Here is an 18,497-nt window from a genome sequence, read left to right as displayed (position 1 = left end):
CCCGCCCGCACCCAGGACATGTGAAGGGGCGGCACCCGACTCGGGTGCCGCCCCTTCACAAACGTACCGACGGATCGATCAGTACCGAGCCGGCAGCCACCCCGTCTGCACCATCTGCCCGCCCCGCCGACGGGTGTGGAACTGGCCACGCCCCGGCGGGAGTTGCTGCGGATAGATGTTGCCGAGCAGCTGCCCCTCGCCACGGTCCCCGGACATGACCAGGCCCTGGGCGCCGAGCTCCTTCAGGCGCTGCATGACCGGCTCGTACAGCGAGCGGCTGGCGCCGCCCGACGCGCGCGCGATGATGACGCGCAGGCCGACGTCGCGGGCGAAGGGCAGGTACTCCAGGAGCGGCGAGAGCGGGTTCATGCCCGTGGCCACCAGGTCGTAGTCGTCGATGATGACGAACGCGTCCGGGCTGGAGTACCAACTGCGGTTGCGCAGCTGCTCCGGCGTGACGTCCGGACCCGGCATCCGGCGGTGCAGCGAGCCCGCGAGGCCCTCCAGGGTCTCGGTCAGGGCCGGCGCCGAGGCGCAGTAGCGCGAGAGGTGCGACTCGGGGATGCCCTCCAGGTGCGCACGGCGGTAGTCACCCATGACGATCTTCGCCTGCTCCGGGGTGTACCGCTCGGTGATCTGCTTGATGAGCATCCGGAGCACCGCGGACTTACCGGACTCGCTCTCACCGAAGACGATGAAGTGCGGGTCGGTCTCGAAGTCCACGAAGACCGGCGCGAGTTGCGACTCGTCGATGCCGAAGGCGACACCGCGGTCCGGGTGCTCGAAGCCCTTGGGCAGGCGGTCGGACTCCAGGATCGTCGGCAGCAGTCGCACGGCCGGGGCGGGGTTGCCCTGCCAGTTCTCGTTGATGCCGCGGATGAGCACGCCCGTCGCGTCCGACAGGTCCTCGGTCTCCGAGGAGCCGTCGACCCGGGGGAGCGCCGTCATGAAGTGCAGCTTGTCCTGGGTCAGACCGCGGCCGGGGACGGCCGCCGGGACGTTCTGCGCGACCTTGCGGTCGATCTCGGACTCGGTCGGGTCACCGAGCCGCAGCTCGATGCGGTTCTGCAGCATGTCCTTCAGCGCGGGCCGCACCTCGGTGTAGCGGCTCGCGGTGAGGATGACGTGCACACCGAAGCCGAGACCGCGCGTCGCCATGTCGGTGACGGTCGCCTCGAGCGCCTCGTAGTCCGTCTTGAAGGTCGCCCAGCCGTCGACGATGAGGAAGACGTCGCCCCACTTCTGGTCGGGCAGCAGGCCCTGCGCGCGGCGCTGGCGGAAGGTCGTGATCGAGTCGACGTTGTTCGCGCGGAAGTACTCCTCGCGCTCGTTCAGGATCCCCGAGACCTCGCTGACCGTACGGCGTACCTTCTCGGCGTCCAGACGGTTGGCGACGCCACCGACGTGTGCCAGCTCCTCCATGGCGATGAGGCCACCGCCACCGAAGTCCAGGCAGTAGAACTGCACTTCGCTCGGCGTGTGCGTGAAGGCGAACGCCGAGATCATCGTGCGGAGCAGCGTCGACTTGCCGGACTGCGGACCACCGATGAACAGACCGTGACCGGCGCCACCGGAGAAGTCCCGGTACAGCACGTCACGCCGCTGCTCGAACGGCTTGTCCACGAGGCCGACCGGCACATTGAGCCGGCCGAGCGCGGTGTACTCCGGCGCGGTCAGACCACGCTCGGGCGTGACCGCCAGCTGCGGCAGCAACTGCTCCAGGGACGGCGCCTCCTCCAGCGGGGGCAGCCACACCTGGTGGGCCGGGGGGCCCTGGTTGATCATCTTGCCGACGATGACGTCGAGCACGGTGTCGGCGAGGGCGTCGTCCACCTCGTTCGAGGTGTCCGGCTCCTCGATCACGGGCTGCGGCGGCAGTGCCACCTCGGTCGCCGTGAACACCGCGGGCCGCAGCTGCGTGGAGCGCTGCACGCGCGAGGGGCCTTCGCCGCGGTAGGCACCGGACACGTACGCGGCCTTGAAGCGGACCATCGTGTCGGTGTCGTACCGCAGATACCCGGAACCCGGGATCGACGGCAGGTGATAGGCGTCCGGCACACCGATCGCGGTACGCGACTCGGCGGCCGAGAACGTACGCAGACCGATGCGGTACGAGAGATAGGTGTCCAGGCCGCGCAGCTTGCCCTCTTCCAGACGCTGCGAGGCGAGCAGCAAGTGCACACCCAGCGAACGGCCGATACGGCCGATCTGGATGAACATGTCGATGAAGTCGGGCTTGGCGGTGAGGAGTTCGGAGAACTCGTCGAGCACGATCACCAGCGAGGCCAGCGGCTCGAGCGCCGCACCGGCCGCGCGCGCCTTCTCGTAGTCGTGGATGTTCGCGTAGTTGCCCGCCGTACGAAGCAGCTCCTGGCGGCGCTGCGTCTCACCCTGGATCGAGTCACGCATGCGGTCGACGAGCGTGAGGTCGTCCGCGAGGTTGGTGATGACGGCCGCGGTGTGCGGCATGTCCGCCATACCGGCGAAGGTCGCACCACCCTTGAAGTCCGCGAGGATGAAGTTGAGGGTCTCCGACGAGTGCGTCACGGCGAGGCCGAGCACCAGCGTACGAAGTACCTCGGACTTACCGGAACCGGTCGCTCCGACGCACAGGCCGTGCGGGCCCATGCCCTCCTGCGAGGCCTCCTTGAGGTCGAGCATGACCGGCTCGCCGCTCTCGCCGACACCGATCGGCACGCGCAGCCGCTCGTGCAGGGTGCGCGGTCGCCAAGTGCGCGACACGTCGACCGTGCCCGCGTCACCGATGCCCATCAGGTCGGTGAAGTCCAGGTTGGAGAGCAGCGGCTCGCCCTCTTCGGCGGAGCCGACGCGGAACGCGGCCAGCTGCCGGGCCAGCGACTCGGCCTGCTCGGCCTTGAGGACGTCGGCCGTGCCGGTGTACGCCGACTCGTGGCCCACGTACAGCTTCAGACGATTCGGGTGTACGTACGCGGTCAGGCCGCCGCGGAGCTCGTCCTCCAGCTCGCCGGGCGCCATCTCCAGGAAGGTGACGCCCTGCAGGCCCTCGGCGCCGGCCAGCTCGGAGTCGGGCGGGACGGTGCCGCCGTCCAGGATGACGACGAGGTGCGGCTGGTCGTAGAGCGGGTTCGCGTCGCGGTTCCAGCGCGGCCGGTCCGACAGCTGGTCCGCGAGGGCTTCCTCCAGCTCACCGAGGTCGTCGAAGAGCAGCCGGGCCGAGCCCGCGCCGTCCTTCTGCTTCGGGTGCTGGCTGTGCGGCAGCCACTTGATCCAGTCCCAGTCCGCGGCGGCCGCCGGGTGCGCGACCACGGCGATCAGCAGGTCTTCGGGGGAGTGCAGGGTGGCGAGCTGCGAGACGACCGCGCGCGCGTTGCCGTACACCGTGTCCGTGTCGCCCGCGATGGCCACGTGGTAGAAGGCCCGCAGCGAGACGGCGACCGGCAGGTCGGAGATGCTGCCGTGCGCGTCGAGGAACGCCTTCATCGCCGCCGCGGTGAGCGGCTCCAGCTCCTCCTTCGGCGCCGTCTCCGGCGCGACGAGCGGGGTGTTCAGCTGCTGTGTGCCGAGACCCATCCGTACGGAGGAGAAGTCGGCGTCCGAGGGACGGCGCTCCCAAAGGCGCCTGCCGTCGGCCGCGAGCGCCCACAGCTGGTCCGGGTCCGGGTGCTGGAAGAGCTGGGTGCGGCGCTGCAGATCGGCCGTCTTGTGCACGTCCTTGCGGACCTGCTCCAGATAGCGGAAGTAGTCACGCCGGTCCTGCGCCATCCCCGCGCCGCCGCCCTGCTGGCGGGACCTGGCGAACTGGGCGATGGCCATGGCGAGCGTCGAGGCCAGCATCAGACCACCGACGACGCGCATGAAGGGGGGCAGGTTAGGCATGAAGAAGAAGCCGACGGAACCGAGCATGCCGAGCATCGGCAGCAGGTTCATCAGCACGCCCTCGTCGCCCTCCCGCGGAATCTCGGGCGGGGACTCCAGCTTCACCTCGCCGTCCGGGACAGCGGGCAGCTGGATCCGTGGCTGCCGTTTGATGATGACGACGCTCACCGATGCACTCATCCTTCGCGTTGCTGGCTGTGTTTTCCCGGGGCTGACCCCGGACCCCCGGCCCACAGAGGCGGGACGCGTAGGCGCCGATCCTACTGTCAAGCACTGACACCCAGGGAGGCAGGAGGGGGTGGAGATGCGAAGGGGGAGCGAGGAGAAATGAGGGAGGCGGGGGGCCCACGGTCACAGGTGGGCGATAGGGTGGCGCTCCGCGTCGTACGAACGGCGTAGTAGAGGCAATCGCAGACCTTGTCCAGCAGGGGGATCACCAGGTGAGCACGGGCACAGTCGGGTCATCAACTGGGTTCTGCCGGGTCACCGTCGCAGCGCCGGACAGTCGCATCGACGTCGCGCTGCCCGAGGACCTGCCGATCCAGGACATCTATCCCGAGATCATCCGGCTGTCGGGCATGGCCCACGCGGACAACGCTCTCGCCGGCTACCACCTGGTGCGCCGCGACGGAGACGTTCTGGACGCCAGCCGCTCGCTCCAGGAGCACCGGGTCAGGGACGGCGAGGTGCTGCTCCTTCGCCCCTTCGCCGACTCGCTGCCCCCGGCCGTCCACGACGACGTGGTGGACGCGGTCGCCACGGCCGTTAAGCAGGACCTGCGCGGCTGGAACGACAACCTCATGCGGGTGGCCGGCCTGGTCTCGGGCGTGCTCCTGCTGACGATGCTCGGCTTCGTCTTCTGGTTCGCGGACCCGCTCTTCCACGACATGCACGGCCTGCAGGGCCTCGTCGCGGGCGTCGTCGCCATCTCGCTGACGGCTCTCGCGGGTGTACGGGCCCGGGTGTACGACGACCGCGGCGCCGCGGTCGCCCTCGGCATCGCCTCCCTGCCGCACGCGCTCATCGCGGGCTCGGGTGTGCTGTCGCAGGACGTGGGCGAGGGGCCGGGCCGGCTTCAGTTCCTGGTCGGCTGTGTGGCCGTACTGATCTTCTCCGTCGTCCTGATCATGCTGCTTCCGTCGGGCGACGCCCCGTTCGTCGCCGCGGCGCTGGCCGCCACGATCGGCACGCTCGCCGCGTTCTGCGGGATCCTCACCGAGGCCGAGCCGCGCGAGATCGCCGCCGGGACCGCGGTCGTCGCCATCGCCGTCGTCGGCTTCCTGCCCGGCTGGTCGGCCCGCTTCGCGAAGCTCCCCATCGGTTTCCGCAATCCGGAAGACCTGGCCCGCGCCCGCCGCGAGGGCCAGGAGGGCAACCTCGAGGCCGTCGACGTCCAGCGCATCGTGGCCCAGACCAGCCGCGGCCACGAGCTGATGCTCGGCCTGGTCGGCGGCTGCGCGATCGTCATCGTCGGCGCCGGCGGCGCGGTGCTCGGCTTCAGCGACAGCGGCTGGGCCCAGCTGGTGGCCCTCGTGGTCGGCCTCGCGGCGATGCTGCGGGCCCGTCTGTTCCGCTACACCGCGCAGGTCACCTGCCTCCTCGTGGCCGGCGTCATCACGATCGGCCTGCTGATCCTCGGCCTCGCGATCTCGCCCCCGCTCGGGATCCTGAAGGACTTCTACACGGGCAACTCCGCTCCGGTCGACGTCCGCACCCTGTGGCTCGGCGCCTGCGTCCTGGGCGGTGCGCTGCTCCTGATCGCGATCGCGCTGATCGTCCCGCAGAAGGGCCTGTCCCCCTTCTGGGGCCGGATGCTCGACCTCGCGGACTCCCTGGTGCTGCTCTCGCTGATCCCGCTCTGCCTGGCCGTCCTCGACGTGTACGAGAAGGTCCGCGGCGGAATTTGACCGCCGGGCCCCCAAAGGCCCGCGTTCCGCAGTCCACTACCAGCCGTCAGGGGCACTCCTGGCGGCTGGTACTCTGTGTAACGGCCGTTTGTGTACGCGCCCCCGGAACGAAGCGAGAGCTTCCCTGGGAGCTGCGCTCATCGGTCTTCCGCCTCCGAGTCACGGAAGCTCCCCTGAGAACTAGACCAGGGGCACTCGTGGGCGCTCAGAACCCTAAGAGGAGTACGCGTGCCGCTCGACGCCGCTACGAAGAAGCAGCTCATTGCCGAGTTCGGTCAGAAGGAGGGCGACACCGGCTCCCCCGAGGTCCAGGTCGCCATGCTGTCGCGCCGGATCTCGGACCTGACCGAGCACCTCAAGACGCACAAGCACGACCACCACTCCCGTCGGGGTCTGCTGATCCTCGTCGGCCAGCGTCGCCGCCTTCTGCAGTACCTGGCCAAGAAGGACATCCAGCGCTTCCGTGCGCTGGTCGACCGCCTGGGCATCCGCCGCGGTGCGGCCGGCGGCGCCAAGTAAGTCATGCTGAAGGGAGCGGTTCCCACTCTTAGGGGGCCGCTCCCTTTGCTGTACGTGCGCTGTGTCACCGGACCTAAGTAGTCTGGTCGCACAACGCCACAGATGAGGAGAAGCGCCCCTTCAGCCGCCGCCGGTCCTCGGTAGTGGCCCCCGGGACACACAACCCGGGTGCTTCGATCGAAGACCGGCCCGCACCCAAGGCGCGCTTCTCCGGATACGTCCCCCGGCCACACGGGCCAGGGGACGAAAGACGATACGTAGGAGAAAACGCTAGTGGAGAACGAGACCCACTACGCCGAGGCCGTTATCGACAACGGAACCTTCGGCACCCGCACCATTCGCTTCGAGACGGGCCGCCTCGCCAAGCAGGCCGCCGGCTCCGCCGTTGCGTACCTGGACGACGACACCATGGTGCTGTCGGCCACCACCGCTTCCAAGCGGCCCAAGGACCAGCTCGACTTCTTCCCCCTCACGGTGGACGTCGAGGAGCGCCAGTACGCGGCCGGAAAGATCCCCGGATCCTTCTTCCGCCGCGAGGGCCGCCCCTCCGAGGACGCGATCCTCACCTGCCGTCTGATCGACCGCCCGCTGCGTCCTTCCTTCAAGAAGGGCCTGCGCAACGAGATCCAGATCGTCGAGACGATCATGGCGCTCAACCCCGACCACCTGTACGACGTGGTCGCGATCAACGCCGCCTCCTGCTCCACGCAGCTGGCCGGCCTGCCCTTCTCCGGCCCGATCGGCGGCACCCGTGTCGCCCTGATCAAGGGCCAGTGGGTCGGCTTCCCGACGCACACCGAGCTCGAGGACGCCGTCTTCGACATGGTGGTCGCCGGTCGCGTCCTGGAGGACGGCGACGTCGCGATCATGATGGTCGAGGCCGAGGCCACCGAGAAGACCATCGAGCTCGTCAAGGGCGGCGCCCAGGCGCCGACCGAGGAGATCGTGGCCGCCGGTCTCGAGGCCGCGAAGCCCTTCATCAAGGTCCTCTGCAAGGCCCAGGCCGAGCTCGCCGCCAAGGCTGCGAAGCCGACCGGCGAGTTCCCCGTCTTCCTGGACTACCAGGACGACGTCCTGGAGGCGCTGTCCGCCGCCGTCACCTCCGAGCTGTCGCAGGCGTTGACCATCGCCGGCAAGCAGGAGCGCGACGCCGAGCTGGACCGCGTCAAGGAGATCGCCGCCGAGAAGCTGCTCCCGCAGTTCGAGGGTCGCGAGAAGGAGATCTCCGGTGCGTACCGCGCGCTGACCAAGAAGCTGGTCCGCGAGCGCATCATCAAGGACAAGGTCCGCATCGACGGCCGTGGCCTGACCGACATCCGTACGCTCGCGGCCGAGGTCGAGGCCATCCCGCGCGTGCACGGCTCGGCGCTGTTCGAGCGTGGCGAGACCCAGATCCTGGGCGTCACCACCCTGAACATGCTCCGCATGGAGCAGCAGCTGGACACCCTTTCCCCGGTGACCCGCAAGCGCTACATGCACAACTACAACTTCCCGCCCTACTCCGTCGGTGAGACCGGCCGCGTCGGTTCGCCGAAGCGCCGCGAGATCGGCCACGGCGCTCTCGCCGAGCGCGCCATCGTGCCGGTGCTGCCGACGCGCGAGGAGTTCCCGTACGCGATCCGTCAGGTGTCCGAGGCCCTCGGCTCCAACGGCTCGACGTCCATGGGCTCGGTCTGCGCTTCCACCATGTCGCTGCTGAACGCCGGTGTGCCGCTCAAGGCCGCCGTCGCCGGTATCGCCATGGGTCTGATCTCCCAGGAGATCGACGGCGACACGCACTACGTCGCCCTCACCGACATCCTCGGTGCGGAGGACGCCTTCGGTGACATGGACTTCAAGGTCGCCGGCACCAAGGAGTTCGTGACCGCGCTCCAGCTCGACACCAAGCTCGACGGCATCCCCGCCTCGGTCCTGGCCGCCGCGCTGAAGCAGGCCCGCGACGCACGTCTGCACATCCTCGACGTGATGAACGAGGCGATCGACGTTCCGGACGAGATGTCCCCGAACGCGCCGCGCATCATCACGGTCAAGATCCCGGTGGACAAGATCGGTGAGGTCATCGGCCCCAAGGGCAAGATGATCAACCAGATCCAGGAGGACACCGGCGCCGACATCACGATCGAGGACGACGGCACCATCTACATCGGTGCCCAGCAGGGCTCGCAGGCCGAGGCCGCGCGCGCCACGATCAACTCGATCGCCAACCCGACCATGCCGGAGGTCGGCGAGCGTTACCTGGGCACCGTCGTGAAGACGACGACCTTCGGTGCGTTCGTGTCCCTGCTCCCGGGCAAGGACGGCCTGCTGCACATCTCGCAGATCCGCAAGCTCGCCGGTGGCAAGCGCGTGGAGAACGTCGAGGACGTCCTCGCCGTTGGCTCCAAGGTCCAGGTCGAGATCGCCGAGATCGACTCGCGCGGCAAGCTCTCCCTGATCCCCGTGGTCGAGGGCGAAGAGGGTGCCGAGGACAAGAAGGACGACGCCGACAAGTGACGTCCCGTAGTTCCCGTGCGACGGCCCGCACCTCTTCGGAGGCGCGGGCCGTCGCCCGTACCCAAACCCTGCTCAAGGGCGAGAACGGCATCGGCACGGTCCGTCGTACGACCCTGCCGGGCGGCCTCCGCGTCGTCACCGAGACCCTGCCCTCCGTACGCTCCGCGACCTTCGGCATCTGGGCCAACGTCGGCTCCCGCGACGAGACCCCGAGCCTGAACGGCGCCACGCACTACCTGGAACACCTCCTCTTCAAGGGCACCGAGAAGCGCAGTGCCCTGGACATCTCCGCCGCGATCGACGCGGTCGGCGGCGAGATGAACGCCTTCACGGCGAAGGAGTTCACCTGCTACTACGCGCGCGTGCTCGACACCGACCTCCCGCTCGCGATCGACGTGGTGTGCGACATGCTCACCGGCTCGCTCATCGAGCAGGCCGACGTCGACGCCGAGCGCGGCGTGATCCTCGAAGAGATCGCGATGACCGAGGACGACCCGGGCGACTGCGTGCACGATTTGTTCGCGCACACCATGCTCGGCGACACCCCCCTCGGCCGTCCGGTCCTCGGCACCGTCGACACGGTCAACGGCCTGGACGCGTCCCGTATCCGCCGCTTCTACAAGAAGCACTACGACCCGAGGCACCTCGTGGTCGCGGCCGCCGGAAACGTGGATCACAACAAGGTCGTACGCCAGGTCCGCAGGGCCTTCGAGAAGGCGGGTGCCCTGACGGACACCGCGGCCACCCCGATCGCCCCGCGCGACGGCAGCCGCACGCTCCGCACGGCCGGCCGCCTGGAGCTGATCAACCGCAAGACCGAGCAGGCCCACGTGGTCCTCGGCATGCCGGGCCTGGCCCGCACCGACGAGCGCCGCTGGGCGCTCAGCGTGCTCAACACCGCGCTCGGCGGCGGCATGTCGTCCCGCCTCTTCCAGGAAGTGCGGGAGAAGCGCGGCCTCGCGTACAGCGTGTACTCGTACACCTCGGGCTTCGCCGACTGCGGCCTCTTCGGGGTCTACGCCGGCTGCCGTCCGAGCCAGGTCCACGACGTGCTCAAGATCTGCCGCGACGAGCTCGACCAGGTCGCCGCGCACGGCATCTCCGACGACGAGATCGGCCGCGCCATCGGCCAGCTCTCCGGCTCGACGGTCCTCGGTCTCGAGGACACCGGTGCGCTCATGAACCGCATCGGCAAGAGCGAGCTGTGCTGGGGCACCCACATGTCGGTCGACGACATGCTGACCCGGATAGCGGCCGTCACCCCCGACGAGGTCCGCGAGGTGGCCCGCGACATCCTGGGGCAGCGTCCCTCGCTGTCGGTCATCGGCCCGCTGAAGGACAAGCAGGCGGCCCGCCTGCACGAAGCGATCTCCTGACCGACGCACTCACGTACCTCCGCAACTCCCTTAAGGAATCAAGGACATGAGCAAGCTGCGCGTGGCCGTCCTCGGCGCCCAGGGCCGCATCGGCTCCGAGGCCGTCCGAGCCGTCGAGGCTGCGGACGACCTCGAACTGGTCGCCGCCCTCGACCGCGACGACAAGATCGAGGCGCTCACCGGGGCGGGCGCCCAGGTCGCCGTCGACCTGACGCACCCCGACGCGGTGATGGGCAACCTCGAGTTCTGCGTCGGCCACGGCATCCACGGCGTGGTCGGCACCACCGGTTGGACCGACGAGCGCCTCGCGCAGCTGACGGACTGGCTCGCGGCGTCCCCGTCGACCGGTGTCCTGGTCGCGCCGAACTTCTCCATCGGCGCGGTCCTGACCATGCAGTTCGCCCAGCAGGCGGCCCGCTACTTCGAGTCCGTCGAGGTCATCGAGCTGCACCACCCGAACAAGGCGGACGCCCCCAGCGGCACCGCCCACCGCACCGCCCAACTGATCGCGGCGGCCCGGGAGAAGGCAGGCTGCGCCCCGCAGCCCGACGCCACTTCCACGGCCCTCGACGGTGCCCGCGGTGCGGACGTCGACGGCGTCCCGGTCCACTCGGTACGCCTGCGCGGCCTGCTCGCCCACCAGGAAGTACTGCTCGGCGGCGAGGGCGAGACGCTGACCATCCGGCACGACTCGCTGCACCACAAGAGCTTCATGCCGGGCATCCTGCTCGGCGTGCGCAGCGTGGTGAACACTCCCGGCCTCACCTTCGGCCTGGAGCACTTCCTCGATCTGGGCGGCAACTGACCGCCATGCGCGCAAAGATCACGTACTTCGCCCTGGCTGCCGTCCTGGTCGTCTATTTCGTCCTGGTCGGCAGCCGGGGGGTGCTCCTGATACGCGAAGGCACCCTCATCACCGTGCCGTTCGGCGTCGCGGTGCTCGTACTGCCGCTGATCGGCATCTGGTTCCTCTGGAAGACCACCCAGTTCGCCCGCAAGGCGAACGCGCTGGCCGCCGAACTCGAAGCCGAGGGCGGCCTGCCGGTCGACGAGTTGGTACGCACCCCGAGCGGGCGCATCGACCGCGATTCGGCGGACGCGGTGTTCGCCAAGCGCCGCGCGGAGACCGAGGACGCACCGGACGACTGGCGCTCCTGGTTCCGGCTCGCGATCGCGTACCACGACGCACGGGACACCCCGCGCGCCCGCAAGGCGATGCAGAAGGCGATCGCGCTGCACGCGGGGCACACGACTCAGGCGTAGAAACTCGGCAGGTCCCGAACTCGTCAGGCCCCGAACTCGTCAGGCCCTGGCTCAGCAGGCCTCAGGCGACCCGACGGTATTCGTCGGCCCACGCCTCGACGGTGTCCGCGGCCCGCTCGAAGGCCTCGGAGCGCGCCAGGAAGTCGGCGCTGTGATCGGTGAGCAGCGGCGCCGGCTCACCGCCCTGCCGTACGAGGACGAGCGCCTGGCCCTGAACGGTGCGCGGCAGTCCCAGCCAGCGCACCGGCTGCTGTGTGGTCCGTACGGTCACGATCTGCGCCCAGGGGACCGTACGGGTCATGAAGAACCCCACGTGCCGCAGTCCACGCGCACTCACCCAGGTGCCGACGCGCAGCAGTCGCAGCGCCGATCCGATCACCAGGGCCGCGGCGATCGCACAGGCGGCCGCGCCACCGGTGCTGCCCGCGAGGCCGATGATCATCGTGGCGAAGAGCATGTACGAGGCGAGCAGCAGCAACAGCGCGGCCGCACAGACCCGCCAGGGCCCCGGCCGGTAGGGCCGACGCCACTGGTCGCGGTCGGCGTGGGGCAGCGCGATGTCGTCCGCGGCCTCATCAAATGCGCGGTCGGCCGTCAGGAAGGGCAGGGGCACGACTGTGATCCTCACTCAATGCACGCTCGAAGGGCTGTGCCCGGTGAGGCTACCGAGGCGGGCCCCGAGCGACCACCCCCGGGGGTCCAAGGGGGTGCCCCGTGTCGCCCGCCGCACACCTTCGGGCGGCGGGTTCGCGCCGGTGAGGACCAGGTGCTGGTCAGCGCCCGTCGGAGGCTTCGGACTGCTGCGACTTGGCCGGCGACTGGTCCGGCGAGAGGGCGGGCATCCCGAACAACAGGGAGCCCACGAGCCCGGCGACCACGGTGAGGCCGACGAGCCCACGGCCGACGAGCTGACCGGTGCTGGCCCGTTCTCGCGGCGGGGGAGTGACGTTGCTGCGGTACTTGTCGGCTTCGGCGATGAAGGCGAACGGGACGGGCTCTCGCCGACGGAACATGAAGGGCGCTTCTCCTCTGTGGTCGCAGGGACATCGAGCAAATCTCTGTTACCAAGTCAGACGTTCAAAACGTCACATTGGTGCCCGGACACGTGAAATTCCTTGAAGAACATGGCAGAGCAGCGCGAACACCCACGCTGTCAGTGGTGCGCCGTAGAGTGGCGCCGCCCGAGCGACGCGATGTGGAAGGACCCCGCCGGTGAGCAACACCCCCGCCGAGACCCCCGTGGAAGACCTGAAGCCCAGCTTCCGCAGCGCAGTGACCGTCGAGCTGGTGAAGCACAGCGCCGCCGACTCGGACGTCCTGTGGGCCGCGCGTGTCTCCACGGCCGGCGAGCAGTCCCTGGAGGAGCTCACCAAGGACCCGGAGCGCTCCAAGGGCCTGATCAATTACCTGATGCGGGACCGGCACGGCAGCCCCTTCGAGCACAACTCGATGACGTTCTTCATCAGCGCCCCGATCTTCGTCTTCCGCGAGTTCATGCGACACCGCGTGGGCTGGTCCTACAACGAGGAATCGGGTCGGTACAGGGAGCTCGAGCCGGTCTTCTACGTTCCCGGGGAGTCCCGCAAGCTCGTGCAGGAAGGCCGTCCCGGCAAGTACGTCTTCGTCGAGGGCACCGAGGCGCAGCAGGAGCTCACCGGCCGGGTCATGGAGGACTCGTACCGACGGGCGTACGAGGCGTACCAGGAGATGCTCGCGGCCGGTGTGGCACGCGAAGTTGCCCGTTCGGTCCTGCCGGTCGGTCTTTTCTCGTCGATGTACGCGACGTGCAACGCACGGTCCCTGATGCACTTCCTCGGCCTGCGCACCCAGCACGAACTCGCGAAGGTCCCGTCCTTCCCGCAGCGGGAGATCGAGATGGTCGGCGAGAAGATGGAGGCGGAGTGGGCGGCGCTCATGCCGCTCACGTACGCGGCCTTCAACAAGAACGGACGCGTGGCCCCGTAGCCCCGAAAGCGTGGCGTTGAGGCTCTCGGCAGGCACAGATGTACGGTCAGCCGAGCGAAGTGTCCGTATTGCGGCATTTCGAGAAGTTCATCTAGCCTGATCAAACGGACCCGGCACTGCTTGAACCCCCGAGCAGGCAGTGCCGGGCTCCTTTTGTCTCTTTCCGCAGGCCCGCTCACGTCCCCCGAGGGGGGACCACGCACTGAGCAGCGAGTAGCGTGTTACCCATGGCTCCGATCTCGACTCCGCAGACCCCCTTCGGGCGGGTCCTCACCGCCATGGTCACGCCCTTCACGGCGGACGGCGCACTCGACCTTGACGGCGCGCAGCGGCTCGCCGCCCATCTGGTGGACGCAGGCAACGACGGCCTGATCATCAATGGCACCACCGGCGAGTCCCCGACCACCAGCGACGCGGAGAAAACCGATCTCGTACGAGCCGTGGTCGAGGCGGTCGGAGACCGCGCCCACGTGGTCGCCGGAGTCGGCACCAACGACACCCGCCACAGCATCGAACTGGCCCGCGCCGCCGAAGCGGTCGGCGCCCACGGCCTCCTCACGGTGACGCCGTACTACAACAAGCCTCCTCAGGAAGGCCTGTTCCACCACTTCACCGCCATCGCTGACTCGACCGGACTGCCGGTCATGCTCTACGACATCCCGGGCCGCAGCGGCGTACCGATCAACACCGAAACGATCGTCCGCCTCGCGGAGCACCCCCGGATCGTCGCCAACAAGGACGCCAAGGGCGACCTCGGCCGCTCCAGCTGGGCCATCGCCCGCTCGGGCCTCGCCTGGTATTCCGGCGACGACATGCTCAACCTTCCGCTGCTCTCCGTCGGCGCGGTCGGCTTCGTCTCCGTCGTCAGCCACGTCGTGACGCCCGAACTGCGCGCACTGCTCGAGGCCCACCTCAGCGGCGACGTCCAGAAGGCAACCGAGATCCACCAGAAGCTGCTCCCTGTCTTCACGGGCATGTTCCGTACGCAGGGTGTGATCACCACGAAGGCCGCGCTCACCCTCCAGGGCCTGCCGGCCGGACCGCTGCGCCTGCCGCTGGTCGAACTCTCCGCCGAGGAAACCCACCAGCTCAAGATCGATCTTGCTGCGGGCGGGGTACAGCTCTAACCACAGACTTCACAACTGAATACGCACCACCACACGCAATACAGACAGCACAGACCAGACGAGAACTGCAGACGTAGATGTAGACGTCAGACAACTGCAACTGCACGAATGTCATGCGCGCCACGTGCCTCTGGGTACGTGGCGCGTGTGGGTAGGAGAGTCTTTTGAGTCATCCGCATCCTGAGCTCGGCTCCCCGCCGAAGCTTCCCCAAGGTGGCCTGCGCGTCACCCCGCTCGGCGGCCTCGGCGAAATCGGCCGCAACATGACCGTCTTCGAGTTCGACGGCCGCTTGCTCATCGTCGACTGCGGCGTGCTCTTCCCGGAGGAGGAGCAGCCCGGCATCGACCTGATCCTGCCGGACTTCAGCAGCATCAGGGACCGCCTCGACGACATTGAAGGCATCGTCCTCACGCACGGCCACGAGGACCACATCGGCGCCGTCCCCTATCTCCTGCGCGAGAAGCCGGACATCCCGCTGATCGGCTCCAAGCTGACGCTCGCCCTCATCGAGGCCAAGCTCCAGGAGCACCGGATCCGCCCGTACACCCTCGAGGTCAAGGAGGGGCACCGCGAGCGGATCGGCCCCTTCGACTGCGAGTTCGTGGCGGTCAACCACTCCATCCCGGACGCCCTCGCGGTCGCCATCCGCACCCCCGCGGGCATGGTCGTGCACACCGGCGACTTCAAGATGGACCAGCTCCCGCTCGACGGCCGCCTCACCGACCTGCACGCCTTCGCGCGCCTGAGCGAGGAGGGCATCGACCTCCTCCTCTCGGACTCGACGAACGCCGAGGTCCCGGGCTTCGTCCCGCCCGAGCGCGAGATCTCCAATGTCGTACGACAGGTCTTCGCGAGCGCCAGCAAGCGGATCATCGTGGCGAGCTTCGCCAGCCACGTCCACCGCATCCAGCAGATCCTGGACGCCGCCCACGAGTACGGCCGCCGCGTCGCCTTCGTCGGCCGCTCGATGGTCCGCAACATGGGCATCGCGCGCGACCTGGGCTATCTCCGCGTCCCCGCCGGCCTGGTGGTCGACGTCAAGACGCTCGACGACCTGCCGGACAACGAGGTCGTCCTCGTCTGCACCGGCTCCCAGGGCGAGCCGATGGCGGCCCTGTCCCGCATGGCCAACCGGGACCACCAGATCCGCATCGTCCAGGGCGACACGGTCATCCTGGCCTCGTCCCTCATCCCGGGTAACGAGAACGCGGTCTACCGCGTGATCAACGGCCTGACCCGCTGGGGCGCGAACGTCGTCCACAAGGGCAACGCCAAGGTCCACGTCTCGGGCCACGCCTCGGCCGGCGAGCTTCTGTACTTCTACAACATCTGCAAGCCCAAGAACCTGATGCCGGTCCACGGCGAATGGCGACACCTCAGGGCCAACGCAGAACTGGGCGCCCTCACCGGAGTGGCCCCGGACCACATCGTGATCGCCGAGGACGGCGTCGTCGTCGACCTCGTCGGCGGCAAGGCGAAGATCGTCGGCAAGGTCCAGGCCGGTTATGTGTACGTCGACGGGCTCTCGGTCGGCGACGTCACCGAGTCGTCCCTCAAGGACCGCCGCATCCTCGGCGACGAAGGCATCATCTCGGTCTTCATCGTGGTCGACTCGACCAGCGGCAAGATCACCGGAGGCCCGCACATCCAGGCGCGCGGCTCGGGCATCGACGACTCCAGGTTCGGAGAAGTCATCCCCAAGATCCATGAAGTCCTGGAGAAGTCGGCACAGGACGGCGTCGTCGAGCCCCACCAGCTGCAGCAGCTCGTCCGCCGCACGCTGGGCAAGTGGGTCTCGGACAACTACCGCCGGCGCCCGATGATCCTCCCCGTGGTCGTCGAGGTCTGACCCCCACGTAGCAGCTCGGCCGGAGCGGGGCACCTCGATTTGCATCGAGGCGCCCCGCTCCAGTACGTTTACGTCTCCGCCTGAACGGGAACCCGGCACCTTCGCGTGTCCGGAGCCACCCGGACGGGACGGAAAATCCGACTCAGAATCTCTGATAAAGTCGGGCTTCGCCGAAAGGCAAATGGCTCCCAACGGCCACGGATTCGAATTTCACACCGGAAACGGAATGGGAAAAGGATCTGGTAGAGTTGGAAACGCCGAAAGGGAAAGCGCGAAAGCGAAAACCTGGAAAGCGCCGAGAAAATCGGACACGAAAGCGTCTGATAGAGTCGGAAACGCAAGACCGAAGGGAAGCGCCCGGAGGAAAGCCCGAGAGGGTGAGTACAAAGGAAGCGTCCGTTCCTTGAGAACTCAACAGCGTGCCAAAAATCAACGCCAGATATGTTGATACCCCGTCCACGGCCAATCTTGGCTGGGGATGAGGTTCCTTTGAAAAAGTCCTGCCGATCTACACCGGTTGGTAGGCAAACACAGCGAGGACGCTGTGAACGACCGGGACTATTCCTCCTGGTTGTTCCGCTCTCGTGGTGTCGTCCCGATTACGGGAAAACATTCACGGAGAGTTTGATCCTGGCTCAGGACGAACGCTGGCGGCGTGCTTAACACATGCAAGTCGAACGATGAAGCCCTTCGGGGTGGATTAGTGGCGAACGGGTGAGTAACACGTGGGCAATCTGCCCTTCACTCTGGGACAAGCCCTGGAAACGGGGTCTAATACCGGATAACACTCCTTGCCTCCTGGCAGGGAGTTAAAAGCTCCGGCGGTGAAGGATGAGCCCGCGGCCTATCAGCTTGTTGGTGAGGTAATGGCTCACCAAGGCGACGACGGGTAGCCGGCCTGAGAGGGCGACCGGCCACACTGGGACTGAGACACGGCCCAGACTCCTACGGGAGGCAGCAGTGGGGAATATTGCACAATGGGCGAAAGCCTGATGCAGCGACGCCGCGTGAGGGATGACGGCCTTCGGGTTGTAAACCTCTTTCAGCAGGGAAGAAGCGAAAGTGACGGTACCTGCAGAAGAAGCGCCGGCTAACTACGTGCCAGCAGCCGCGGTAATACGTAGGGCGCAAGCGTTGTCCGGAATTATTGGGCGTAAAGAGCTCGTAGGCGGCTTGTCACGTCGGGTGTGAAAGACCGGGGCTTAACCCCGGTTCTGCATTCGATACGGGCTAGCTAGAGTGTGGTAGGGGAGATCGGAATTCCTGGTGTAGCGGTGAAATGCGCAGATATCAGGAGGAACACCGGTGGCGAAGGCGGATCTCTGGGCCATTACTGACGCTGAGGAGCGAAAGCGTGGGGAGCGAACAGGATTAGATACCCTGGTAGTCCACGCCGTAAACGGTGGGAACTAGGTGTTGGCGACATTCCACGTCGTCGGTGCCGCAGCTAACGCATTAAGTTCCCCGCCTGGGGAGTACGGCCGCAAGGCTAAAACTCAAAGGAATTGACGGGGGCCCGCACAAGCAGCGGAGCATGTGGCTTAATTCGACGCAACGCGAAGAACCTTACCAAGGCTTGACATATACCGGAAAGCATTAGAGATAGTGCCCCCCTTGTGGTCGGTATACAGGTGGTGCATGGCTGTCGTCAGCTCGTGTCGTGAGATGTTGGGTTAAGTCCCGCAACGAGCGCAACCCTTGTCCTGTGTTGCCAGCATGCCCTTCGGGGTGATGGGGACTCACAGGAGACCGCCGGGGTCAACTCGGAGGAAGGTGGGGACGACGTCAAGTCATCATGCCCCTTATGTCTTGGGCTGCACACGTGCTACAATGGCCGGTACAATGAGCTGCGAAACCGCAAGGTGGAGCGAATCTCAAAAAGCCGGTCTCAGTTCGGATTGGGGTCTGCAACTCGACCCCATGAAGTCGGAGTTGCTAGTAATCGCAGATCAGCATTGCTGCGGTGAATACGTTCCCGGGCCTTGTACACACCGCCCGTCACGTCACGAAAGTCGGTAACACCCGAAGCCGGTGGCCCAACCCCTTGTGGGAGGGAGCTGTCGAAGGTGGGACTGGCGATTGGGACGAAGTCGTAACAAGGTAGCCGTACCGGAAGGTGCGGCTGGATCACCTCCTTTC

At 67.4% G+C, this 18,497-nt stretch carries 12 protein-coding genes and 1 rRNA gene; 10 read left to right on the top strand and 3 right to left on the bottom strand.

Features of this window, described 5'->3' with window-relative positions; genetic code table 11:
• Positions 1-78: 78 nt before the first annotated feature.
• The gene (gene eccCa / locus OG430_RS15200; RefSeq protein WP_327353026.1) at positions 79-4,026 is read right to left on the bottom strand and encodes a type VII secretion protein EccCa; all 3,948 of its coding nucleotides are present in this window, start codon (positions 4,024-4,026) and stop codon (positions 79-81) included.
• 272 nt (positions 4,027-4,298) lie between these two features.
• Between eccCa and eccD the strand changes: the two genes are divergently transcribed.
• The 6 genes from eccD (at position 4,299) to OG430_RS15170 (ending at position 11,416) form a co-directional block, all read left to right on the top strand.
• Positions 4,299-5,765, top strand: a complete 1,467-nt coding sequence (gene eccD / locus OG430_RS15195; RefSeq protein WP_327353025.1) for a type VII secretion integral membrane protein EccD — start codon at positions 4,299-4,301, stop codon at positions 5,763-5,765.
• 228 nt (positions 5,766-5,993) lie between these two features.
• Positions 5,994-6,284, top strand: coding sequence for a 30S ribosomal protein S15 (gene rpsO, locus OG430_RS15190; protein WP_327353024.1), 291 nt, complete (start codon positions 5,994-5,996; stop codon positions 6,282-6,284).
• Between the two features lie 273 nt (positions 6,285-6,557).
• Positions 6,558-8,777, top strand: a complete 2,220-nt coding sequence (locus OG430_RS15185) for a polyribonucleotide nucleotidyltransferase (protein WP_327353023.1) — start codon at positions 6,558-6,560, stop codon at positions 8,775-8,777.
• On the top strand, positions 8,774-10,153 hold the full coding sequence (locus OG430_RS15180; RefSeq protein WP_327353022.1) for a M16 family metallopeptidase: 1,380 nt from the start codon (positions 8,774-8,776) through the stop codon (positions 10,151-10,153). The genes OG430_RS15185 and OG430_RS15180 overlap by 4 nt, the downstream gene beginning before the upstream one ends.
• Positions 10,154-10,199: 46 nt before the next feature.
• Entirely contained in the window at positions 10,200-10,958 is a 759-nt protein-coding gene (gene dapB / locus OG430_RS15175; RefSeq protein WP_327353021.1) for a 4-hydroxy-tetrahydrodipicolinate reductase, read from the top strand.
• A gap of 5 nt (positions 10,959-10,963) precedes the next feature.
• Positions 10,964-11,416 (top strand): hypothetical protein, encoded by a 453-nt coding sequence (locus OG430_RS15170; RefSeq protein ID WP_327353020.1) that lies wholly within the window; start codon positions 10,964-10,966, stop codon positions 11,414-11,416.
• A gap of 61 nt (positions 11,417-11,477) precedes the next feature.
• Here the strand turns inward: OG430_RS15170 and OG430_RS15165 are convergent, their stop codons facing one another.
• Together OG430_RS15165 and OG430_RS15160 are read right to left on the bottom strand one after the other, a co-directional pair.
• Complete coding sequence (locus OG430_RS15165) at positions 11,478-12,029, bottom strand: PH domain-containing protein (RefSeq protein WP_327353019.1); 552 nt, start codon at positions 12,027-12,029, stop codon at positions 11,478-11,480.
• A gap of 160 nt (positions 12,030-12,189) precedes the next feature.
• A complete protein-coding gene (locus tag OG430_RS15160) occupies positions 12,190-12,429 on the bottom strand; it encodes a hypothetical protein (protein ID WP_327353018.1) in 240 nt (79 codons plus the stop codon).
• 199 nt (positions 12,430-12,628) lie between these two features.
• On the opposite strand from OG430_RS15160, the gene thyX reads away from it, so the two are divergent.
• The 4 genes from thyX to OG430_RS15140 all read left to right on the top strand — a co-directional run bounded on the left by thyX (position 12,629) and on the right by OG430_RS15140 (position 18,496).
• On the top strand, positions 12,629-13,381 hold the full coding sequence (thyX, locus tag OG430_RS15155; protein ID WP_327353017.1) for an FAD-dependent thymidylate synthase: 753 nt from the start codon (positions 12,629-12,631) through the stop codon (positions 13,379-13,381).
• A 227-nt stretch (positions 13,382-13,608) separates the two neighbouring features.
• Positions 13,609-14,508 (top strand): 4-hydroxy-tetrahydrodipicolinate synthase, encoded by a 900-nt coding sequence (gene dapA / locus OG430_RS15150; RefSeq protein WP_327353016.1) that lies wholly within the window; start codon positions 13,609-13,611, stop codon positions 14,506-14,508.
• A 164-nt stretch (positions 14,509-14,672) separates the two neighbouring features.
• A complete protein-coding gene (locus tag OG430_RS15145; RefSeq protein WP_327353015.1) occupies positions 14,673-16,358 on the top strand; it encodes a ribonuclease J in 1,686 nt (561 codons plus the stop codon).
• A 612-nt stretch (positions 16,359-16,970) separates the two neighbouring features.
• Positions 16,971-18,496 (top strand): 16S ribosomal RNA (locus tag OG430_RS15140).
• The last annotated feature ends 1 nt before the right edge of the window (position 18,497 follow it).

The sequence above is a fragment of the Streptomyces sp. NBC_01304 genome (assembly GCF_035975855.1).
Taxonomy (GTDB): Bacteria; Actinomycetota; Actinomycetes; order Streptomycetales; family Streptomycetaceae; genus Streptomyces.
This window is presented reverse-complemented; position numbering and strand designations above follow the sequence as displayed.

Coding starts and splice junctions, on each gene's coding strand:
- dapB (WP_327353021.1), top strand. CDS start 10,200: ATGAGCAAGCTGCGCGTGGCCGTCCTCGGCGCCCAGGGCCGCATCGGC.
- OG430_RS15170 (WP_327353020.1), top strand. CDS start 10,964: ATGCGCGCAAAGATCACGTACTTCGCCCTGGCTGCCGTCCTGGTCGTC.
- OG430_RS15160 (WP_327353018.1), bottom strand. CDS start 12,429: ATGTTCCGTCGGCGAGAGCCCGTCCCGTTCGCCTTCATCGCCGAAGCC.
- dapA (WP_327353016.1), top strand. CDS start 13,609: ATGGCTCCGATCTCGACTCCGCAGACCCCCTTCGGGCGGGTCCTCACC.